Genomic DNA, 22,366 nt, shown 5'->3' with positions numbered 1-22,366 from the left:
GATATGAAGAGCCTGAATTGTTGAATTCTTGTATGAATTTTGTCCTTATTTACATTTTGCTGGGGGTTCGATCGGACTAGAAAGTCATGGGCACGCAAACCACCACACCTGATTTCGTGGATAAACGGAACGGTGGGCCAAATGCTGCCGAGGCTCAACGGTCGATCTGGTTGATAATGAGGTGCGCGAAGCTATGTGGGGCAGCCTGAACTTGACACGACGCGCAAGCTTCGCAGGTCAGCGGCTCTTTGCTCGCAGAGGCTCACGCCGAAGCGTTTTGCAACGACGCGGTCATGGCGCGGAGGATCATATAGGCTGACAGAGCTCCGGGATCGATATGGCCGACCGAGCGTACACCGAGCTTCGCGGACCGGCCGCGGCGGCTCTCGATCGTTGCTGTGTGTTCCGCGCCTGCTTTTGCCGCATCGCGCGCGGCGATCAGCACCGCAAGCTCGTCCGCACCCGACTGCGCTGCCTTGACGGCGGCCTCTGCTGCTGGAAACCAGGCATCCACCATCGTCTTGTCGCCAGGGCTTGCGCCGCCTCGCGAAAGTATACCGTCGCTCATGCCTTTAATCCACGCGGCCATGGCTGCGCCATCGAGATTAAGCCGATCGGCGACGGCCTTACCAGCCCCGCGAAAGCCGCTGGCATAGAGCGGACCGGAGGACGCGCCGACAGCGGTCAGAAACACATGTGCCATGCGCTCGCAGACTTCAACAATCACCCCGTTATCGGTGCCGTTTTCCAGTTCATTGCGCACCGCCGTCCAGCCGATATCCATGGTGACGCCGTGATCGCCGTCGCCCAGTACACCGTCGAGTTGGGACAGATGGTCTTTTTCGGTGCGGATCGTGTCGGCAATCGCCATCATCATCTGCACGAAAATTGATGATGTGACGCTGCCGGATGTCAAAAGCGCCGCGCGGTCGATAGCAACGTCCCTTTTGACGGCTCGAACCTTGCGTTCCGACCGCTGCGTTATGGGCGCTGCCTTGCCTGCATCGCCCACGGTGAGCGCTGGTGTGCGGCAGGGATGATCGAGTAGGCGGGTCAACTGGTCATCGAGCTTGAGGAGGGTGACGGAGGCGCCTGCCATTTCCAGCGATGTGGCATATTCACCGACCCAGTTGGCATGGATGCCGATACCCAAGGCATCAAGGATCTGACGAACGCGGCGGTAGATGACGAAGAGTTCGAGCTGCGTCGTCGCGCCCAGTCCGTTGACGAGGACAGCCACGCGATCGCCGCTATCAAGCGCCAGTTCTTTCAGGATGGGCTCCATAAGCACATCCGTGACGGTATCGGCAGGCGCCAGCTTTTCGCGGCGCATGCCGGGTTCGCCATGGATGCCCATGCCGATTTCCATATCCTCCGGGCCGATCTCGAAATTCAGGGTGCCTGTCTGCGGCAGCGAGCAGGCGCCAAGAGCGACCCCCATCGACCGGCATTGGTCATTCGCAAGCATTGCGGCGGCATGCACGCTGTCGAGATTTTCGCCACGATCGGCGGCAGCACCGGCGCATTTGAAAACGAAGAAATCTCCCGCAACGCCCCGCCGTTCGGTTCGCCGCTCGAACGGAGCAGATGCAATGTCGTCGGAAACGGCAAATTGTTTGACGGGCGTTCCCTCTGCCTGCAGCTCTTCGGCCGCCATCGTGAAGTTCAAAACGTCGCCGGTATAGTTGCCGTAGAGAAACAGCACGCCCGCACCACCATCGGCAGCGCGCCCGGCGTCGAGAATATGTTGGGGCGAGGGGGAGGCAAAGACATTGCCGACTGCTGCGGCATCGGCCAGGCCCCGGCCGACATAGCCGGCAAAGGCAGGCTCGTGACCCGAACCGCCCCCGACGACCATCCCGACCTTACCATCGCGCGGGCCATGTCGCGCGACGACAGCGCGGCCGGTCGGCCCTTCCACCGCCAAAATATCGGCATGGGCACTGACGAAGCCGTCGATGAATTCCGGGATGATATTCTCGGGCGCGTTGATGAGCTTCTTGGTTTTCTGGGTCATGATCATTCCGGTCCGGTTTGTTCGGATGTGGGTTTCAGTGGTTGCCGGGGACCAGCCGTTTGGCGGCGGCCACCGTGCGTTCCAGCCATTCGTGTTCCATGCGGCGCGTGGCTTCCATGTCGAGTGTCTGGGGCAGCCAATGTTCGAGGATGCAGCTCATGTCATCCGGGCAATGCGCAAGGCAATCGAGAATGTCCGAAATCTCAGCCCGGCCATCGCCAAGCGGCGTGCCGTGAATGCGGAAGCCAACGCCGTATGGATCGGGCGTGATCTGATAATCCTTGAGATGCAGGTTGATTGTGTAGGGTGCGAGCATCTTCACCGTCGTCATCGGCCATTCGCCAGCGCAAATGGAATTGGCGACGTCGAGGCAGACGCCGAGTGCCTCGTCGGCCACGGCGTCGAGCAGTTCGACCATCCGGGAGGAGGGATAGTTGAAGTGATTCTCGATCGCAAACCGCAGGCCCGCCGCTTTTCCGTCCGGCAGCAGGTCGCGGATCTGTGCCGCCAGTTCCGGCACGGGGATCAGCGCGTCTTCCGCGTCGAGCGCGACCCGCAGGATCCTGGAGCCAATGCGTTTGCCGATCGGGATGTAGCGTGCAAGCTCCACCGCGTCGAAGGATTGCGTGCCGAGTTCCAGAGACATGCCGTAGCTGTCGGCACGCGCCTTCAGCGCCCGATGTTCTTCCGGCGTCAGACGGTCGAGCGGCAGGTTATCGGCATATTGTACCAGCTTAAGGCCATGCGCATGGGCAATCTCCAGAACCTCTATTGCCGTCATCGGCGTGGTGGGCTGCAGGTCCTTGATCCCGATCGACCAGCGGAAGGCATAGCTGCCCAATCCGAGTTTCATTATGCTGTTCTCCGTTGAGGGCAGGGCGGCGCCCGTCAGGCGCCGCTTGAGATATCAGTGGATCAGCGAGCCGCCGTTGACATCAACTTCCGAGCCGGTGACATAGGCCGACAGATCGGATGCGAGGAACAGCGCGCAGCCCGCGACATCATCCGCCGTGCCGGCGCGGCCCATGGGGATGCCAGCGTTGATCTCTTCCATTTTGCCGGGTGTCAGCATGCCGCCGGTGATGTCCGTCGCGATGAAGCCCGGGCAAATAGCGTTGACGCGGACATTGTCGGGCGCAAGTTCACGTGCCATGGCTTTGGTAAGGCCCAGAACGCCGGCTTTTGCAGCAGAATAGTGCGGTCCGCCAAAAATGCCGCCGCCACGCTGGGCCGAAACGGAGGAGAGGTTGACGATCTTGCCGGTTCTGCGGCCGCGCATGTGCGGGATTACCGCCTGGCTGCAATAGAGCGTGCCGCGCAGGTTGACGTCGAGCACGGCGTCGTAGTTCTCCGGTCCGATATCCATGATCTTCAGCGGCTGGGTGATGCCGGCATTGTTGACGAGAATGTCGATCTGACCCCATTTCGCAATAAGGGCTTCGATCACCGTTGTGATGCCATCTAGGTCGGTGACATTGCAGGCCATGCCGACATGCTGCGCGCCAAGATCGGCTGCGGCTTCCTTGGCCGCAGCTTCATCGAGATCGAGGATCGCGACGGTCGCGCCATGTTCGGCGAAGAGTTTGGCCGTGGCCTTGCCCAGACCGCGCTTGGATGCGGCACCGGTCACGACTGCGAATTTGCCCTCGAGCAGAGCGTTTGCCATTAAAATTTCCTTTTTCTTTCCATGTCTCGCCCCAGGCGAGGAGGGTGATGTGGATTTTGCGTTTGTGGTCAGAGCCAGCTGCGGATCTGGGAAAGCATTGCAGCGGTGGAGATTCCGTACCGGTCGTGCAGTGTGGGTAACGCACCGGCGTCGAGGAACTGATCGGGCAGACCGATCATGCGGAATGCTGGCGTCACGCCATTGGTCAGCAGCGTCGATGCCACGGCCTCGCCGAGCCCGCCGATGCGGGTGTGGTTTTCCGCCGTGACGACGAGGCGGCCACCTTTTGCGGCCTCGGCCAGGATTGTCTCCGTATCGAGCGGCTTGATCGTCGGGCAATGCAGCACGCCAACCGAGACACCGTCTTTTTCCAGTTCGATGGCAGCATCCAGCGCGCGCATGGTCATGAAACCCGACGCGATCACCAATGCATCCGTGCCATCCCGCACCAGCTTGGCCTTGCCGAGTTCGAACGTGTAGTCCGGGCAATGCCTGCGCAGGACGGACGGCACCTTGCCGCGCAGCAGGCGCATATACACCGGACCGTCATGGGCGATGATGGCGGGAACGGCCTCGGCGACGTCGATCGCATCGCAGGGATCGATGATCGTCAGGTTTGGCAGGCCACGGAAAATCGCGAGATCCTCGGTCGCCTGATGGCTCGGGCCATAGCCGGTCGTAAGGCCCGGAAGCGCGCAGACGATCTTGACCGGCAGGTTTTCCTCGGCGATCGCCATGGCGATGAAGTCGTAGGCGCGGCGCGATGCAAAGACGGCATAGGTTGTGGCAAAGGGAATGAACCCCTCGCGCGCCATGCCGGCGGCGGCCGAAATCATCACCTGCTCCGCCATGCCCATCTGGTAAAAGCGCTCGGGAAAGGCCTCGGCAAAGACATGCAGGTCGGTATATTTCGCGAGATCCGCGGTCAGGCCGACGATACGGTTATTGTTGCGGGCCTGCTCGACTAGCGCATGGCCGAACGGGGCCGACACCGTGTCGTAACCTTCGGCTGCGAGCGAAGCGATCATGGCCGAGGTCTTGCCGCCTTCACCAGGCTTGGGAATGCGGGGTTCCCACTTGCGATGGGGATCGTAATTTCTGTTTGCTGTCATGGCTTTATCCTTCAAGCCGGTCGGTTTGCGTCGAGCACCGAGAGCGCCATCTGCCATTCCTCCGGTTCTACGCGCACGAAATGAGTGATTTCCCGGGTCTCGAGGAACGGCACGCCCTTGCACATCAGCGTGTCGCAGATGATGACCCGGGGCCTTGCATCTTCGAGGTTGCGGGCAACATCAAAGGCGGCGACAAGCGCGTCCATATCGTTGCCGTCCACCCGCTGTGTGTGCCAGCCGAAGGCGGTCCATTTCTCAGAGAGGGGTTCCGCGCTGAGCATCTGGGTGGATTTGCCATCGGCCTGCTGGTCGTTGAAATCGACGATGCAGACGAGGTTGGAAAGCTTGTGGTGGGCCGCCGACATTGCCGCTTCCCAGGTCGACCCTTCGCCAAGTTCGCCGTCCGACATGAGATTGTAGACGAAAGCCGCGTTCTTCTTCGCTTTGAGGCCGAGCGCCATGCCGACGGCGATGCCGAGACCCTGGCCGAGCGAACCGCCGGTGATCTCCATACCGGGCGTGTAGGCGGCCATGCCGGACATTGGGAGACGGCTGTCATCGGCTCCGTAGGTTTCCAGCTCCTGCTCGGGCAGGATGCCGGCCTCGATCAAGGCGGAATAAAGCGCGATGGCGTAGTGGCCGATGGAGAGCAGGAAGCGGTCACGTCCTTCCCATTCCGGGTCTTCGGGCCGATAGGTCAGCGCATGGAAATAGGACACGGCAAGGACGTCTGCGATGCCGAGGGCCTGGCCGACATAGCCTTGCCCCTGAACTTCGCCCATGCGCACGGCTTTGCGACGGATTTCCCACGCGCGGCGTGGCAGGCTCATGTTCGGCAGATGGGTGGCGATGGTCCCACTCATGGGTGCTTCTCCTTGTATTCAGTACGAATGGCGTCATGCGAAGGCACGACAGGGTCCATTCGGCGATCCGGGGATCGTCGATGCGGTGGATGGACGCGGTGATGGTGAGGCGCGGCGGCGTAACGGCCGCGCCACCTTGGATCAGTAGATGGTCAGCGCCGGTACGTAGCTCACCAGGAGAAGCACGATCATCGATACCAGGAAGAACGGCCAGAGCTCACGGGTAGTGGCGCCAAGCGATGTCTTGGCGATCGATGCTGATATGAACAGGGTCGTTCCGATGGGCGGCGTATAGAGCCCGATGCCAAGGTTTAGCACCATGATCAGCCCGAGCTGGACCGGATCGAGACCGATCGTGGCGGCGAGCGGCACAAAGATGGGCCCAAGCAGCAGGATCGACGGCGGCAGGTCGAGCGGCATGCCGACCAATAGCAGCAGGATGTTCATGCACATGATGATCAGGATCGGGTTATGGACCGTGGCGCCGATCCATTCGGCAAAGCGCTCCGGCACCTGGTCGAATGTCAGGATCCAGCCGCAGACGGCGCTGCCGATGATGACGAGCATGACGACGCCGGTGGCGATGCCTGCCTCGATCATGTTGCCCTTGAACCGTGTCCACGTGATGTCACGGTAGAAGAACACGCTCATGATCAGGGCATAGACGACCGCCAGCACGGCGATTTCCGTCGGCGTGGCAATGCCGAAGCGCAATCCGAGCAGGATGAGAACCGGCAGCATCAGTGCGGGGCTGGACAAGAAGGCGAGGCGGCCAAGCTCCCGCATCGTTGCGGAGCGCTCGGGTTTGGAAAAACCGCGACGGCGGGCAATCCAGTTGCAGGTGAGCAAAAGTCCGCCTGCCAGCAGGACGCCTGGGAGGAGGCCCGCCGTGAACAGGTCCGCAATCGAGGTACCGCTGACCAGAGAATAGAGGATGAGCGGGATAGATGGCGGAATGAGGATATCAATGACGGCGGATGTGGAGTTGTTGGCGGCGCAAAGGGCCGCAGGGTAGCCCTGTTTCTTCTGCCACGGGATCAGCACGGAACCGAGCGCGCTGGCATTGGCAACTGCCGAACCCGACACGCCGCCGAAGACCACCGAGGCGACGACCGTCGTTGCAAGCGGACCTCCGCGCCAGCGCTCCATAACCTTTGAGGCAAACGAAAGCAGTTCCGTGCCAAGTTTACCGCCCAGCATCAGCGTACCTGCCAGCATGAAGAAAGGCATGGCGAGCATCGGGAAGGACTGGGTCTGCTGATAAAGCTGCTGCGCGACGATGCTGAGCGGCAGTCCGCCAAAGAAGAAGATGGCGGCAGCTGACGATATGATAAGGCCATGACCGACGGGAACCGCCAGCATCATCAGCACGCAAAAGATAAGGATCATGGCAAGGCTCATCATTGGCCTGTCTCCTCTGGGGTCGGCACGGGCATGGCCTCGGGACCGATAATCGTGACGCGAATGACCAGAGCCACGGTTGCGATGATGACGGCAGCCGACCCTCCTGCGAGCGCGTAGTAGCTATAGCTAGCCGGCATGTTGAGAACCGGGCTGAGGTCGATCCACGAGATATTGGCAACCTGAACCGTCACATAGACCATGACCGCATGGCCGATGATGACGATGGTCTGGGCCAGGATGCGGAAAACCTGTTCTGCGCGACGGCCGAGCATTTCCGGCAGCATTTCGACAGCCATATGGCCACCGTGCTGAACACCGAGCGCCACACCCGCCATGATGAAGAAGGGGAATATCCGCTCCGGTAGCTCCTGTGCAAAGGAGAAGCCGCCGCCCATAGCATAACGGGCGACGACGTTACCGAACAGCAGGACCAGAAGGACACAGCCGGAGACCAGCACAATGGTACGCGCCACGACGGCGACGAAACGATCGAGCCCATTGGCGAGGCGGAGCATGGGTGTGAGCGGATGGCTGGTAACCATGGCGAAGTTACCCAGGTTCTCCCGCGGTGTATCGTCTGGTCCAATCATGGTCAGCCCTTTGCAGCTGCGATGAGATTGGTGACGAATTCGCCAAAGGGCTTGGCCTTCCAGATCTCAGCGACTGGCTCGGATGCCTTACGGAAATCGTCCTTGTCGACCTCGTTGATCTTCAGGCTCGCATTGGCCTTGAAGGTTGCCAGATGTTTCGCTTCGGCGTCCTTGATCAGGCCGCGCTGCATCGTGGTCGCGCCATCGGCCGCCTCTTGGATCGCCGCTTTCTGCTTGTCGTCGAATTGCGCCCAGCGAATCTGAGAGATGAGGAACGGCGAGACTTCCCATTTGTGTCCGGACATCGAAATGAACGGGTTCACCTCATACAGCTTGGAACTCGCGATATTGGTCAGCGGGTTCTCCTGCCCATCGACGACGCCCTGCTGAAGCGCGATATAGAGTTCGCCGAAACTGATCTGCTCGGTATTGGCGCCCAATGTCTTGAAGATATCGATGGTCATCGGATCCGGGGGCGTGCGGATCGTGAGGCCCGCGAGATCGGCGACCTTGTTGATCGGGCGCTTGGAATTGGTGATCTGGCGGATACCGTTATCCCACCAGCCAAGCGGCACCATGTTGACGGTGGCAAACCGCTCAGCCAGCGCTTTGCCGGTGTCGCCTTCGAGCACCTTGAAGGCAGCAGCGCTGTTGTCGAACAGGAAAGGAAGACCAAGGGCAGCGACTTCAGGCACGAGAGCGGCGCAGGATCCCTGGCTGTTGACGGTCATATCGACGGCGCCGGTGCGAAGGCTGGTCAGCAACGACTGCTCGTTGCCAAGCTGTTCGGCGCCGGCGACGCGCACCGCATATTCCCCACCCGTTTTTTCCGTGACGAGACGTGCAAATTCATCTGCAGCAGCGCCGCGCGGGTTGCCGGGAGCGGCGTTGTGGCCAAGCGTCATGGTCACGGCGGCCTGTGCGCCACGCGGATAACTTAGGATGACGGGCGCTGCGAGAAGGGCCGTTGTGCCGGCCAGAAAGCCGCGTCGGTTGAGTGTCAGGTTCATCGTTGAAAGTCCTCCCTGTGACGATGATGGTCAAACGAGTGTTGTCAATCGCGCCGGGGCGAGGCCGTCGGCGCAAATGGTCATGTCAGCATTGATACAGGGGGAAAACAGGTGATGCATTACAAGCGCGATACCGAACGGCACGGCAGATAATGATGCGAGCGCGCACGAAATCGTTGCTTGATAACAGCATCCGGAACTCCTCCCAAACGGATCGGCAGACGATCTTGCGACCACGCGTGCCTGATCTGTATCCAAAGGTCCGAAATTTCCTCCAACCGGACCTTCTGTTCCTGATCTTTGTTTGGACAGGTCGTTAGGTCAAACGCGAAATGAAGCTTTATTCATGAATCTAATTCACCGTTCTGCGTTGGCCAGCCGTGCGGCCGCATCCAGCTTGTCCGAGCTTGCGTCATAATCGCATGCAATCCTACTTGTATTTGGACCGTATCAACTCCTCCAGAATCCATTTCTGAAAGGCTTTGATTTTCGGCACGTTCTGCTTGGCTTTCAGCACTGAAAAGCTGTGACAGGCGATCATCTCATGGTGATTTTCAAAGAGCGGAACGAGGCGGCCGGTTTGCCGTTCGCGCTCGACGAGCAAATGGCTTTCAAGGCAAATTCCCAGACCATCGACCGCAGCACTGATGGCCATGAACGAGCGGTCGAAACGGGGACCTCTGTCGAAATCCAGAGGGACATCGCCATGACGCTTGGACCATCCGCGCCAGCTGAGCAGGTTGACTTCGGAATGAATGAGCGTGTGATGACGAAGGTCCGATAGCTCTTTTATCGGACCGCGAGCAATGACATCCGGTGCGCAGAAGACCATGATGGCCTCTTCCGGAAGCGTCATGGTCACCACGCCGCGTGTGGGTAGAACGCTGCCGTAGCGAATGTCGATGTCCACGAGCCCTGCATTGAGATCGACAGGGTCCGCCGACGCATGAAGGCGAACATCGATGCTGCTGTGCTGCGCACTGAAACGTGCAAGGCGCGGCATCAGCCATTGTGCCGCGAAACTGGGAACGGAGTGAACCGTCAGGATGTCGGATTTGCCGTGCCGCTCGATATCGCGGGTTGCGGCCTCGACCGTGGTAAAAGCTTCCGACACGCTCTGAAAATAGCTTTCCCCGACATCGGTGAGCGCAATCGTTCTGGTGTTGCGATGAAACAGGCTGACGCCGACCTCCTGTTCGAGAAACCGGATTTGATGACTGATAGCGCTCGCTGTAACATGCAATTCGTTCGCAGCGGCGGCAAAGGAGCCGCGACGGGCTGCAGCCTCGAATGCCTGCAGCGACTTCAAAGACGGCATTTTCCTCATGGTCCCACTCCCATTACGTCGCTCGATCGCTGAAATCAACCGATGCATTCCTGACATTTGGTTGAGCTGAATTCAACAATCAGAGCCCCGAATTCGTTTGAACATTTGCAAGCTGCTTTCTAAACTTATGTGAACTGACCGGCTGACCCCGGTCTGGGTGGAGGAGTTTCGCATTGCAAGGGAGGTGGCAGAGCGGTTTGAAAACCAGTCTGCCGGGAAGACATCAATGGTCTTGTCGCTGCCGAGATGACGAGGTTCCCCGAACCAGGCCGGACGGCTTATTTCGAGGAAATCCGATATGAACATTGCCTTTATCGGCCTTGGTTCCATGGGCACGCCCATGGCCCGCAATCTGATCTTGGCAGGCTTCCCGCTTGCCGGATACGATCTCAATTCGAACGCCGTGGCTGCGTTTGCTGCCAATGGCGGTAAGCCTGCCGTTACGGCGCAAGCCGCGGCGGCCGGTGCAGATGCGGTTATTCTCATGGTCGTCAATGCAGCTCAGGCTGAACAGGCTCTGTTTGACGGCGGCGTGCTCGACGCGCTCGCGCCGGCTGGTACCGTCGTATTGATGGCCACCTGTCCGCCGGGCGCGGTCAAAACCATGGCCGCGCGCGTCGAAAAGACGGGGCGCTCGTTTCTGGATGCGCCAGTGTCCGGCGGTGTCGCGGGAGCAGAGGCGGCCACGCTCAGCATTATGGTTGGAGCGCCAAAGGCGGCTTTCGAGCGGATGGCGCCCGTCTTGCGGGCCTTGGGCGACAAGCTCTTCCATGTCGGAACCGAAGCCGGGCAGGGCGCGACGGTGAAGGTGGTCAACCAGTTGCTCTGCGGCGTCCATATCGCCGTTGCCGCTGAAGGCTTTGCCCTTGCCAACAAGGTCGGCATCGACCCGAAGGTCATTCTCGAAATTCTCAGCGGATCTGCGGCCGCGAGCTGGATGCTAAAGGATCGCGGACCTCGCATGCTGCAGGACGATCCTGCTGTGACGAGCACTGTTGATATCTTCGTGAAGGATCTCGGCCTCGTTCTGGAGGCCGGCCGTGAGGCAAAAGCCGCGCTCCCGCTTGCCGCTGCCGCCTACCAGATGTTTCTCGCCACCAGCGGGCGGGGCGATGGCGCAATCGACGACAGCCAGGTGATCCGGTCCTACGACTTGTTGAACCGTGGCCAGCCGTAAAAGGCGGCTTTTTAAGCAATGATTAAGGCGCAATGCGTTTTATGCATGGCTGGCCTGATGCAATGTCGATATTCGGGCAAGACGCGAGCAATTATGATGATGACATGAAAGACGGCGGAACCCGACGCGGTTCCGGACGTCCAACGGACCTTCGGGAAAGGGATCATCATGAATGTCGCGCGCTCTTTCAACGCTTGGCGTAAATACCGCCAAACCATTATCGAACTGGGGCGCATGAGCGCACGCGAACTGCACGATCTGGGTATCGACCGCGCTGACATCCGCAGCGTCGCACGCGCCGCCTCTTGGCTCTGAGCAAAACTGCACGGTATTGCTTTACGCAGCCCTTCTCGCCATGGCGACTGACGTCGCAGTCTGACGGTGATGGACAGCCCTCGCATTGCCCGTCGATCCAAATCCGATGGATTGCTTGGCGATTTTGCTCAGCCATTGGGAGATCAGTCCAAGGCGTTTACTCGATCATGTCTAGGAGAGGGCATCGCTTGATCAAAGGATGACCCGGCTACTTTGCCGATGCAAGGATCGCCGCACCGACACGTCCGATATCGCCGTCATCCTCGTCACTCGCGCCGCTGACGCCGATTGCACCGATGATCTCTTCGCCGGCCTTGAGGAGAACGCCGCCGTCGAGCGGAATGCCGTTTGGAATGCAAAGAAGCGCATAACGTCCTTCGCCCTCAATCACATCCTGAAAGGCTTTTGTGTTCCGGCGAAACAACACAGCCGTGCGGGCTTTCAAGGTTGCGATCTCAACACTGCCGACTTGAGAGCCGTCGTCGCGATGAAGAAGCTGAAGATGGCCGCCATCATCCACAATTGCAATAACAACGCGAAGCCCCCTAGACTTGGCTTCTTTTTCACAAGCGTCAGCGATGGCCTTGGCTGCTGCGATGGTGAGAGATGTCTTGGTCGCTAGCATTTATGTCCCCATTTTAATGATGCCGACACAGCCTCAAAGTGAAATACCCAAAGCGCTGGTCCAACCCAATCCTTCCTCTGTTCGCGCTCGAGGCTTGTATTCGCACCCGATCCAACCCGTGTAGCCAAGCCGATCAAGTTCTTTAAAAATTGCGGGATAGGCTATTTCCCCTTCGTCGGGCTCAGCCCGGCTGGGCACGGCAGCGATCTGCACATGGCCGATGAGAGGCAGGTATTTCCTCAATCGGGTGAGGACATCGCCCTCGCTGACTGCGACATGGTAGACATCGAACATGATTTTGATGTTCGCCAGACCGATCTCGTCGATCAGCGATGCCGCTTCCCCGATCGTCGAGTAGAAATAGCCCGGCTTGTCACGTTGATTGATCGGCTCCAGCAGAATGGTTAGATCAGGAGCCTTTTCCGCAGCCAGGGTGAGATTTTCCGCAAAAATGCGGCGCGCCTGCTCCTTGCCATCATCCGGCACCACGCCGGCCATCACATGGATGGAGGAAGCTCCGGAGGCGTGCGCGTAAGCGATCGCCTGATCGAGGGACGCTTTGAAATCATCGCGCCGCCCAGCAAGTGCTGCCAAACCGAACTCACCCTTGGCTGCGTCGCCAGTCGCGGTGTTCAAACCAAGAAGAATAAGCTGATTTTTCAAACAAGCCGCGCGAACGGCCTCTGCTGGAACCTCGTACGGCCAATGTAGCTCAATCGCTTTGAAACCCGCATTTGCTGCAGCTTCGATACGCTCAAGAAGTGGCCTGTCCGGCCAGAGAAACCCGAGGTTTGCTGAAAAACGTGACATGGGTTTCACTTCAGTTTAAAATGTTGATCGAGATCGGCAATCGCATTCTGGTCCAGCATCCGTACGGCCATGCCGCGTGTCAGAAAGACAAGCTTGGCGGCCTCCTCCAGTTCCTCAATGGCAAACACGGCTGCATCCAATGTGTTGCCGGCAACGATGGGGCCATGATTTTGCAAGAGTGCTGCCGCGTGGCTGCCCGCGATCTTCTCGATCAGCGGCTTGATATCGGCGGAGCCAGGTCTCGTGTAGGCAACGATGGGCACACGCCCAACTCGCATGACCACGTAGGGGGTAATCGGAGGTACCGCGTCCAGCGGATCGACATCCGAAAGGCAGGACAGCGCCGTGGCATGGGTGGAATGCAGATGAACGACGGCGCGGGCCTGCGGGCGCTGCTCATAGAATGCGAAATGCAGCGGCAGTTCCTTTGTCGGCACATCACCAGAAATCTGCCGGCCGGCAACGTCGAGCCGGCTTAGACGTGATGGATCGAGGAACCCGAGGCAAGAATTCGTCGGTGTGGTGAGATATCCGTCGTCCAGCCGGACCGAAATGTTTCCCGAGGATCCAGCCGTCAGTCCGCGCTCAAACAGCGAGCGTCCCCATTTGACGATGTCGTGGCGAAGTTCATTATCGTTCATGCGCGTCCGACCCTCTTCATGGCTTTAGCAAAGAAATCTTCGGAGCCGAAATTGCCGCTCTTCAACGCAATTCCGATCGGACCATTGCGATCGGCAAACAGTGCTGGAACGCCCGGATCGATCTCCGCGCCGATCTGCAGGCTCTGCAGCCGCAGAGCCTCGACGACAGCGCCGGAGGTTTCGCCGCCACCGACGACGATGCGGCGAGTGCCGTTGTCTGCGAGCGTCCGGGCAAGATCGCCAAAGAACCGTTCGATGGCCGCGGCGACCACGTCACGACCGAAATGGGCCTGCGCATCGGAGACAGCGGCCGGGTCAGCCGTCGAGTAGATCATCGGCTCGTGGTCCTTCCGGCTGTTGATCCAGTCGAGCGCGCGGGGCACGTCGATCTGGCCCTCCATTAAGGCGCTGGGGTGGATGGCAAGGCCGGGCCTGTGTTTGAGGTATTGGCCGACCTGTTTTTGCGACGCGGACGAACAGGAACCGCACAGTGCGATTCCGGGTCCGCTGACTTCAGGGAATGAAATCCTCTCGTTCGACAGTTGGCCTTGATCGCGAAAATTCTGCGGCAAACCGATAGCGACGCCCGAGCCGCCCGTGATGAGTTTATGCTCTGCCGCTGCCTTGCCGAGCGCATGCAGATCATCGTCGGCAATCGCGTCGGCCACGATCAACCGCCTGGAGGCATGGCTTTCCGCAGCTATCGCTTCCGCCAGGACAGTTTTTCCGGCGCGAATGCTATCAAGCGAGACATGGCCGACCTCGCCTTGTGTCTGCCGCCGAAGCCAGCGGCGCAGATCAGGGTCGGTCATCGGCGTCAGGGGATGGTTTTCCATACCGGACTCGTTGAGCAGCCGGTCACCGACGAAGAGATGTCCCATGAAGATCCGGCGGCCTGTCGCCGGAAATGCGGGGCAAACGATCGCCACGTCTGCCCCAAGAAGATCAAGAAGGGCTTCTGCCACCGGCCCGATATTGCCGGACGGTGTCGAATCGAATGTCGAGCAATATTTGAAGAGGATTTGCTGGCAGCCCTGCGCGAGCAGCCAACGCGCGGCTTCCACAGACTGTGCGACTGCTTCGTTCGCCGGAATGGAGCGGGTTTTCAGTGCGACCACACCGGCTTCGCAGTCGCCCGTCTCCCCGTTCGGCCCGACAAAGAGCATTGTTGCCATGCCGCCTTTGGCAAGGGTATTGGCAAGGTCGCTTGCCCCGGTGAAATCGTCGGCTACAGCGCCCAGCAGCATGTTACGCTCGCTCCCAAGCCGACAGCGTATTTCCCAGTTCGTCCTCGATATGGACGCGAATGATGTCATCGAACGATATTTCGGCCTTGAAACCAAGCGCTTCGGCGCGTTTCGCATCAAAACTCTGCGGCCAGCCGGAGATAATATCGGCAACGGTCTTGTTGGCTTCGCGGCGGATGAGTTTGGCGGCGTCATCGCCGGCCACGCGGCGCAACGCTTCGATCTGGTCGCCGACTGTGGCCGAAAGGCCTGGCATGGTCAGCGTACGGCGGGACCCGAGCTGCTCGGTATTCAGTTCGCAGGCGTGCACGATGAAGTCCACAGCCGCGCGCGGGCTGGCAAACCAGTGGCGCACGGTGTCGCTGACCGGAAGCACGGCCTCTTCGCCGATCAGCGGCTCCCGTAATATGCTGGAAAAGAAGCCGGATGCAGCCTTGTTGGGCTTGCCGGGCCGGATGGAGATGGTCGGCAGACGAATGCCGATACCATCCAGAAAACCGCGGCGGGAATAATCGGCGAGCAACAATTCACCGATGGCTTTCTGGGTTCCGTAGCTGGTCAGGGGCGTCAGGCAATGGTCGTCGCCAATGACATCCGGCAGAGGCTCCCCGAAGACGACGATCGAGGACGTAAAGACCACTTTGGGGCAATAGGCGTCTGTTTGCCCGGCAATCCGGATGGCTTCAAACAGCGCCCGGGTGCCGTCCAGATTGACACGGTAGCCTTTCTCGAAATCGGCTTCCGCCTCGCCAGAGACGATGGCTGCCAGATGGCAGATCAGGTCCGGTCGCGATGCGATCAAGTGTTCGGCCGTACCCGGCAGCGACAGATCGGCGGCAATCGTTTCGATCTCACCGTCGAAGTCCGGACGTTCCGGCGCCGTAATGTCTGCAAGCACCAGACGACGGATGGGCCGGTCGACAACCGTGCCCTTGGCAATCAGCGCATGGACAAGTTTGCGGCCAAGCATGCCGGCGGCGCCAATGATCAATATGTTCATGTCAGACGGACTCCTTGTTGCCGTCCGTGACGCTAAAGGGGCGCGCCGTCCTGACGCTTTTTCCTTCATCGACCGCAAGGCTGGTATCGTGGATGCGCAGGATATGCTCTGAGAAAGCGGCCGATACAGCATCGGGGTTGCGCATTTTCAACGCGCGAACGATGAACCGGTGGTCCTCCAGGCTCTTTTCGATGGCGCCAGGCTGGGCCATGGCAATGCGCCGGTGGTCAAGCATATAGGTATAGAGATCGACGACGAAATCGGCGAGCAGCCGGTTCGATGATGCGTAGTAGATCGTCAAATGGAATTCCCGGTCACAGATGAGAAAGCGGACGGGATCATTGCAAGCCATCTGCTGGGCCGCGATGGAATCCTCCAGCCGCCGGATGTCGTCATCGCTGAGATGCTTGGCCGCGTCGGCAACCACGGCCGTTTCGACCAGAAGACGGGCGGCGTGGACGGCGTCCAAACTATAGCCGTTGATCGACGTTGGGTTGGTGACGCCTATTCTTTGGGTACTGACCTCGACGTCTACCCGTGCCACCCGCGTGCGTGCGCCTTGTGATACCTGGACGATACCTTCGGCGGCCAAGCGTTGCACCGCGCCGCGCACCGTTTCGCGGCTGACCATCAGCATTGTCGCCAGTTCGCGCTCGCTGGGCAGTTCGTCACCCACCTGCAGGATGCCCGAAGCAATCATGGAAACGATCTTGTCGCGGATCATTTCTTTGGCGGTCTGCTTGTGGATTGTTTCATGTAAAGGAGAAAGCGGCGCTGACATATGCTCACCAACAACTGGACTGTTCGTTGGACCAGTTAAACCAAAGATTTGCCGCTGTCACGTGTAAAAAAATAAATTCGCGAGTTCCTCTTCCACAAATATCGCATCATGCGGCGCGAATGCGAAGCCGGTTTCCCTGTCGTGCGGAAGCGTTTCCCGGAAAATTTTTATTTATCAAATATTTGTATTTTCATAATTAATGCCATTTTGTTGCAGATGCGAAAGCAGCGGCCGTTTTGACGCGGAAGCCGCATACTTCCCCGGCCTCAAAATTTCCATCGCATCCTTAACCTGAATCGTGTCAGAGCGGCCCCCGCAACGAAAAATCAACTGGTCCGCTATAACTACCAGTTGACAAGCCGATAACGGAACAATAGCGTGCCGGTCATCGCAGCGAACGGGTCATGCTCTTTCGGTTTGCATCTGGTTTCTGGAGGAGCCGGTGATGGGTGAGGGAGGAATTCGATGCACGTGATCGCCAGAGGCAAGTGTGCCCTTTCCGGGTGGATGTCATGAGCGCTGCCGGCAGCGATGCTTTGTCCTTGCATGACGAGGCACCGCGCCCCGTGCTGGTGGCACGCGGTATTACCAAGTCGTTTCCTGGCGTCCTGGCGCTCGACAATGTCGATTTCGACGTGCGTTCTGGAGAAGTCACCGCGCTGCTTGGCGAAAATGGTGCCGGCAAATCCACTCTGATCAAGATGATGGCGGGCTTTTATGCGCCGGACAGCGGCGAGATCACCGTTGATGGCGCGGTTCTGCACGCCGATCCTTCGTCTGCGCACCATATTGGCGTTGCGACCATTCACCAGGATGCGCATCTGGTTCCGGCCATGTCCGTGGCGGAAAACATCATGCTTGGCCGCTGGCCGACGCGCTATGGCTGGCTGCAGATGCGGCGTCAACGGGATAAGGCCGCAGCCGCGCTTGCGCGCGTTGCCCCGCATCTCAATCCATCGACACCCGCCGGGCGTTTGTCTTCCGCAGACCAGCAACTCGTCGAGATCGCCAGGGCGATCTCCGAGGATTCCAAAGTGCTGATCATGGACGAGCCGACCACGTCGTTGTCGCCACCCGAAATTGACCGGCTCTTTGCGGTGGTGGACGATTTAAAAAGCAAGGGCATGGCTATCGTGTTCGTGTCCCATTGGCTGGATGAGGTTTTCAGGATCGCCGACCGCGTGACGGTGCTGCGCGACGGCCGCCTTGTCGGCAGCCGGCCGATTTCGGAACTCGATCATGACAAGGTCATCCGGATGATGGTCGGCCGCGAGGTTCGCGATACCGTCATCAGCAAGCGGCCTGTCGGGGATGTCGTTTTGAGGGTCAGCAATCTTTCTCGCGACAATGTCCTCAGCAACATTTCTTTCGAGGTGCGGGCCGGTGAGATCGTTGGGATGTCCGGCCTCGTCGGGGCAGGCCGCAGCGAGCTTGCTTCCTGCATCTTCGGTATCGACCCGTATGACAGCGGTTCAGTCGAGATCGGCGGTGATGCGATCCGCCCGAATGATCCCAAAGCCGCCATCGAAGCCGGCATCGGCCTGGTTCCGGAAGACCGCCGGCGGCAGGCGCTGGTCGGCTTGATGAGCGTCAAAAGCAATGTGACTCTCAGCCTGCTCGATCGCATCTCCAGCTTTGGTTTCCTCAACATGGCCAAGGAACAGCAGATCGCTGATCGCGAGATCCGGGCGCTGGCGGTCAAGACGCCGTCTTCGAACACGCGTGTTTCGACCCTGTCGGGCGGTAACCAGCAAAAGGTGGTGCTCGCCCGCTGGCTGGCGCGCAAGCCTAAACTTCTGATCCTCGACGAGCCTACCAAGGGTATCGATGTCGGAGCGAAATCGGAAATCAGCGAACTGATCCTACGGCTGGCCGAGGGCGGCATGGCGATTTTGCTGATCAGTTCGGAACTGCCGGAAATATTGACGCTGACCGATCGTGTCCTGGTGATGCGTTCGGGCCGGATTTCCGCGTCGCTGACACGGGAAGAGGCAACCAGCGAAACGATCATGAGCTTTGCCACAACCGGGTAGGGCACTGCCCTTTCGGGACGGTCCGAAGGCGTAGACATATTCATAGCGTGGTGCCTGCATGTCTGCATCCCGGCGATGCGCGCAGTGACCCCATCAAGGAGAATGAAGGAATGGCAGTGGAGAATACACCCATGACCGATCTCGTGCCGCGACGATCCGGCGGACTTTCGGCCTTGCGCGGCAGGCTTTCGCTCATCGACCTCGTACAGAGCCTTGGCCTCATGGCGGTCATCCTGCTGGGCAGCCTGGTCATGACCACGCTCAGCCCGGTTTTCGCCACGATGCGCAATATCGAGAACGTGCTGCAATCGGCAACCATCATCGCTGTTGTGGCAATCGGTCAGACCTTCGTCATTCTGGTCTCCGGCATCGATCTCTCGGTTGCCTCCGTTCTCGTCTTGTCGTCGGTGCTTTCCGTTGGATTGGTCCAGTTTCAAGGCTTTCCGCCCGAGATCGCCATCATCGCCGCACTTTTTGCCGGGTTGGGCGTCGGCATGATCAATGGCCTCGCCGTAACGAAGCTCAGAATTCCGCCATTGATCGCAACACTTGCGACGATGACGATTGCGCGCGGTTTTGCCTACATCTATTCCGGTGGCACCAATATTGCGCCCGTGCCAAAGATTTTCGTCGAACTGCAGGCAAGCCGCATCTTCGGTATTCCCGGCGTCATTGTCCTGACACTGGTGCTGGCCGCCATTGCCCAGGTCGTCCTGTCGCGCACGCGGTTTGGCCGCTCCGTCTATGCCACCGGCGGCAATCCGCTGGCTGCACGGCTCGCCGGCATCAAGACGGAACGTGTCATCATCGCAGCCTTCATGATCTCGGGGCTGATGTCGGCGGTTGCCGGCCTGCTGATCACCGCTCGCTTCGAGGCCGGCGCGGCAACCGCTGCCCAGGGTATGGAACTTGCGGTGATTGCAGCAGTCGTCATCGGCGGTGTCAGCCTGTTTGGGGGTGAAGGCAATATGGGCAGCATGCTGCTCGGCGTTCTGCTGCTTGGCCTCGTGCAAAATGCCGTCAATCTCTTGAACGTCCCGCCGAACTGGGACTCGGTGGTGAGCGGATTGGTCATTGCCGCCGCCGCCGCCCTCGATGTCTACCGGCGAAATTATCTGGAGGCGGGCATGCGCAAGAAAGTGATTGCAACGAAAGCCGGCAAACAGCCCAAGCCGTCCTAGCAGAACAAACATGATGGCAAGGAGCAGGGGCGGATCGCCGCATCTGTGAAGCAGGCCGGTGGGACGCGTTGATGGAGAACGCATGGCCTGATCCTTGAACGTGCCTTTTCGCGACAGCATCGACAATACCACATGGCCGGAAGCGGCCCATGGCGGAGGTCTGTTGCCTGTCAACCGGAAGCAGTGGTCCAATTGGGAGGAGAAAAACCATGGATATCAACACAACAATAAAGACGACACGACGGACTTTTATGAGCCTTGCTGCAGGTGCAGCGGCACTCACAATCGCAGGCGTTGGTTTCGGCTCAGCCGCCTTTGCCGAGGACAGCGCACTGAAGGGCAAAAGCCTTGCCTATATCGCCTTCGGCCTGCAATACGAGTACCAGGTGACGCTGGTCGATCACGTCAAGAAACTGGCAGCCGAAAAGGGCATGACCATCTCGGTCTATGACGGCAAGGGCGATGCCAGCACCCAGACAACACAATTGCTCGACGTGGTCAGCAAGCAGCCGGACATCATCCTGCTGAACCCTGTCGATGCGACGCTGCTGCAGGGCGGGGTGCGCAAGGCGAATGAATCCAAGATCCCGTTGTTCATGCTGGAAAACCTGCCGCCGGAAGGGGAGTGGGTCGCCTATAATACCTTTGACGATGTTGCCGGCGGCGCTGCCGCTGCCGATGCCGTGGCGAAGGTCACAGGCGGCAAGGGGCTGGTGCTGGAAGTTCGCGGCGCGATTGGTTCCGGCCAGTCGGAAAAGCGCTACAAGGGTTTCCACGATCAGATGGACGCAAAATATCCGGACATCAAGATCGAAACCCTGAAAGCCGAATGGACCGCCGACAACGCACAGACGCTGACCGTCGATGCGTTCACCCGCGATCCGAATGTCTCGGCGATCTGGGCGCACAATGATGAAATGATCCGCGGTGTCGTCTCGGCGCTCCGCCAGATCGACCGCCTGAAAAAACCAGGCGAAGAAGGACACATTCCGGTCATCGGTTTCGACGGCACGCCGCTCGGCCTGCAGCGTATTCGCGAGGGAACGCAGGATGCCGACGTCGGTCAAAATCCGTTCTCGATGGGCTCTTCGATCGTTGGCGAAATGGAAAACCATTTTGCAGGCAAGCCGGTTGCCAAGGAAACGCTGATCCAGCCGGTGATGATCTGGAAGGAAAACGTCGACAGCAAGGACAACTGGGGCAACATGGTCAAGTGATCTGCCCCCGATGAACAACAGGGGTGCGGCCCGCCGCATCCCTGATTTCTGCCGAATGCGATTGACGATCAGGAGCTTGCAGTGAACACGACAGATATCATGACGCCGGACCATGCCCGCAACATGCGCCTCATCGGGCACAGCGACCAGGGCGGCCGTGCCGATGGGATCCAGGTCATGGTGGAGAACGGATTCGCCTATATCGGCCATCTTTTCAGTCAAGGGTTCTCCATTGTCGATGTGCGGGATCCGAAGAACCCGAAGCCGGCCGGTTATGTGGCTGCCCCGCCGAATACCTGGAATGTCCACCTGCAGGTGGCCGATAATCTGTTGCTGGTGATTCACGGCAAGGACGTCTTCGCCGATGCTGCCTTTGCCGATGAGGCGAGCTACTACAAGGCATCCGCTGGAACAGCGCTTGGAACCATAGCGCCGGCAAGCGCCCGTAATTGGGACGCTGGCCTTGCCGTCTACGATATTACCAGTGCCGGTCAGCCGAAGCGGATCGGCTTCATGCCGGTGTCGGGCGGTATTCACCGCATATGGTACACGGGCGGCCGCTGGGCCTATGTTTCGGCCTTGCTCGACGGCTACACGGATTTCATCTTCATGACCATCGACATGTCCGATCCTTCGCATCCGCGCGAGGCCGGGCGTTATGCGCTGCCGGGGATGCACCAGGCCGCAGGGGAAAAGCCCTCATGGGACGCGAACCGGAAGTTCGGATTGCACCATGCGCTCGTCAACGGAGATATTGCTTGGGGCGCCTGGCGCGATGCCGGTCTGGTCGTGATGGACGTCGCCGATCGCGCCAATCCAAAACTGATCAAACACGTCAACTGGTCGCCGCCGTTCCAGGGCGGGACGCATAATTGCCTACCGCTCGCTGATCGCGATCTGCTGGTTGTGCTGGACGAGGCTGTGCTCGACGATTTTGAGGACGGCTTGAAGAATATCTGGATTTTCGACGTCAAGGATCCGGCCAATCCGGTGCCGGTTTCGACCATGCCGCCGCCAATGGATGCGGATTATCCGCACAAGGGCGCGCATTACGGCCCGCACAATATCCACGAGAACCGGCCGGGAACCTTCCAGAGTTCGACACTGATCTTTTCGACCTGGCAGAATGCCGGGGTCCGGGTCTTCGATATCGCCAACGCCCGCCAGCCGAAGGAGGTCGGGGCCCTGGTGCCGCCGCCGCCGCGCTCGATGATGGACCAGCGTCCCGGCAAGAAGCCGATCATCCAGACCTGCGACATCTTCGTCGACAAGACGGGCCTCATCTACGTGACCGATTACAATGCCGGTCTCTACATCATGGAATTCAACGGGTAAGGGCAGGGCAGACGC

Annotated in this window: 21 protein-coding genes; 6 read left to right on the top strand and 15 right to left on the bottom strand. The window is 59.6% G+C overall.

The window, feature by feature from the left end; all coding sequences use genetic code 11:
* Window positions 1-262: 262 nt before the first annotated feature.
* The 9 genes from dhaL to gcvA form a co-directional block, all read right to left on the bottom strand.
* Window positions 263-2,017: a dihydroxyacetone kinase subunit DhaL gene (dhaL, locus tag ASD32_RS08040; RefSeq protein ID WP_060637640.1), complete on the bottom strand. Its 1,755-nt coding sequence runs from the start codon at window positions 2,015-2,017 to the stop codon at window positions 263-265.
* Window positions 2,018-2,051: 34 nt separating this feature from the next.
* Window positions 2,052-2,870, bottom strand: a complete 819-nt coding sequence (locus tag ASD32_RS08035) for a TIM barrel protein (protein ID WP_060637483.1) — start codon at window positions 2,868-2,870, stop codon at window positions 2,052-2,054.
* 54 nt (window positions 2,871-2,924) lie between these two features.
* A complete protein-coding gene (locus tag ASD32_RS08030; RefSeq protein WP_060637482.1) occupies window positions 2,925-3,683 on the bottom strand; it encodes an SDR family NAD(P)-dependent oxidoreductase in 759 nt (252 codons plus the stop codon).
* A gap of 68 nt (window positions 3,684-3,751) precedes the next feature.
* Window positions 3,752-4,795 carry a transketolase family protein gene (locus tag ASD32_RS08025; protein WP_060637481.1) on the bottom strand — a complete coding sequence of 348 codons (1,044 nt, stop codon included), beginning with the start codon at window positions 4,793-4,795 and terminating at the stop codon, window positions 3,752-3,754.
* 11 nt (window positions 4,796-4,806) lie between these two features.
* Window positions 4,807-5,658, bottom strand: coding sequence for a transketolase (locus ASD32_RS08020; protein WP_082546690.1), 852 nt, complete (start codon window positions 5,656-5,658; stop codon window positions 4,807-4,809).
* Between the two features lie 141 nt (window positions 5,659-5,799).
* On the bottom strand, window positions 5,800-7,059 hold the full coding sequence (locus ASD32_RS08015; protein WP_060637638.1) for a TRAP transporter large permease subunit: 1,260 nt from the start codon (window positions 7,057-7,059) through the stop codon (window positions 5,800-5,802).
* Window positions 7,059-7,652, bottom strand: a complete 594-nt coding sequence (locus ASD32_RS08010) for a TRAP transporter small permease (protein ID WP_082546689.1) — start codon at window positions 7,650-7,652, stop codon at window positions 7,059-7,061. Before ASD32_RS08010 ends, ASD32_RS08015 begins: the two co-directional genes overlap by 1 nt.
* 2 nt (window positions 7,653-7,654) lie before the next feature.
* Complete coding sequence (locus ASD32_RS08005) at window positions 7,655-8,662, bottom strand: TRAP transporter substrate-binding protein (RefSeq protein ID WP_060637479.1); 1,008 nt, start codon at window positions 8,660-8,662, stop codon at window positions 7,655-7,657.
* A gap of 430 nt (window positions 8,663-9,092) precedes the next feature.
* Window positions 9,093-9,989 (bottom strand): transcriptional regulator GcvA, encoded by an 897-nt coding sequence (gcvA, locus tag ASD32_RS08000; protein WP_060637478.1) that lies wholly within the window; start codon window positions 9,987-9,989, stop codon window positions 9,093-9,095.
* 298 nt (window positions 9,990-10,287) lie between these two features.
* On the opposite strand from gcvA, the gene ASD32_RS07995 reads away from it, so the two are divergent.
* Entirely contained in the window at window positions 10,288-11,166 is an 879-nt protein-coding gene (locus tag ASD32_RS07995) for an NAD(P)-dependent oxidoreductase (protein ID WP_060637477.1), read from the top strand.
* A gap of 168 nt (window positions 11,167-11,334) precedes the next feature.
* Window positions 11,335-11,481 (top strand): DUF1127 domain-containing protein, encoded by a 147-nt coding sequence (locus ASD32_RS28910; protein WP_082546688.1) that lies wholly within the window; start codon window positions 11,335-11,337, stop codon window positions 11,479-11,481.
* 208 nt (window positions 11,482-11,689) lie between these two features.
* Here ASD32_RS28910 and ASD32_RS07990 read toward each other — a convergent pair whose 3' ends face one another.
* From ASD32_RS07990 to ASD32_RS07965, 6 genes are read right to left on the bottom strand one after another with little or no spacing between them, the layout of a single operon-like run.
* Window positions 11,690-12,106: a heme-binding protein gene (locus ASD32_RS07990; protein ID WP_060637476.1), complete on the bottom strand. Its 417-nt coding sequence runs from the start codon at window positions 12,104-12,106 to the stop codon at window positions 11,690-11,692.
* 33 nt (window positions 12,107-12,139) lie between these two features.
* Complete coding sequence (locus ASD32_RS07985) at window positions 12,140-12,916, bottom strand: TIM barrel protein (protein WP_060637475.1); 777 nt, start codon at window positions 12,914-12,916, stop codon at window positions 12,140-12,142.
* A gap of 5 nt (window positions 12,917-12,921) precedes the next feature.
* Window positions 12,922-13,557 (bottom strand): aldolase, encoded by a 636-nt coding sequence (locus ASD32_RS07980; RefSeq protein WP_060637474.1) that lies wholly within the window; start codon window positions 13,555-13,557, stop codon window positions 12,922-12,924.
* Complete coding sequence (gene otnK, locus ASD32_RS07975; protein WP_060637473.1) at window positions 13,554-14,804, bottom strand: 3-oxo-tetronate kinase; 1,251 nt, start codon at window positions 14,802-14,804, stop codon at window positions 13,554-13,556. The genes ASD32_RS07980 and otnK overlap by 4 nt, the downstream gene beginning before the upstream one ends.
* A gap of 1 nt (window position 14,805) precedes the next feature.
* Window positions 14,806-15,804, bottom strand: a complete 999-nt coding sequence (denD, locus tag ASD32_RS07970) for a D-erythronate dehydrogenase (protein WP_060637472.1) — start codon at window positions 15,802-15,804, stop codon at window positions 14,806-14,808.
* Between the two features lies 1 nt (window position 15,805).
* Window positions 15,806-16,528: a FadR/GntR family transcriptional regulator gene (locus ASD32_RS07965; RefSeq protein ID WP_244490129.1), complete on the bottom strand. Its 723-nt coding sequence runs from the start codon at window positions 16,526-16,528 to the stop codon at window positions 15,806-15,808.
* A gap of 569 nt (window positions 16,529-17,097) precedes the next feature.
* Between ASD32_RS07965 and ASD32_RS07960 the strand changes: the two genes are divergently transcribed.
* From ASD32_RS07960 to ASD32_RS07945, 4 genes are all read left to right on the top strand, one after another.
* Entirely contained in the window at window positions 17,098-18,618 is a 1,521-nt protein-coding gene (locus ASD32_RS07960) for a sugar ABC transporter ATP-binding protein (protein WP_060637471.1), read from the top strand.
* A gap of 110 nt (window positions 18,619-18,728) precedes the next feature.
* On the top strand, window positions 18,729-19,799 hold the full coding sequence (locus ASD32_RS07955) for an ABC transporter permease (protein ID WP_244490128.1): 1,071 nt from the start codon (window positions 18,729-18,731) through the stop codon (window positions 19,797-19,799).
* Window positions 19,800-20,008: 209 nt separating this feature from the next.
* Window positions 20,009-21,016: a sugar ABC transporter substrate-binding protein gene (locus ASD32_RS07950; protein ID WP_060637469.1), complete on the top strand. Its 1,008-nt coding sequence runs from the start codon at window positions 20,009-20,011 to the stop codon at window positions 21,014-21,016.
* 99 nt (window positions 21,017-21,115) lie between these two features.
* The gene (locus tag ASD32_RS07945) at window positions 21,116-22,351 is read left to right on the top strand and encodes a hypothetical protein (RefSeq protein ID WP_060637468.1); all 1,236 of its coding nucleotides are present in this window, start codon (window positions 21,116-21,118) and stop codon (window positions 22,349-22,351) included.
* Window positions 22,352-22,366: the final 15 nt, after the last annotated feature.

Origin of the sequence: Rhizobium sp. Root483D2 (genome assembly GCF_001426685.1) — a bacterium.
GTDB classification, from domain to species: Bacteria; Pseudomonadota; Alphaproteobacteria; order Rhizobiales; family Rhizobiaceae; genus Pararhizobium; species Pararhizobium qamdonense.
Note: the sequence above shows the minus strand (reverse complement) of the source record. Positions and strands in the feature narration are given on the sequence as shown.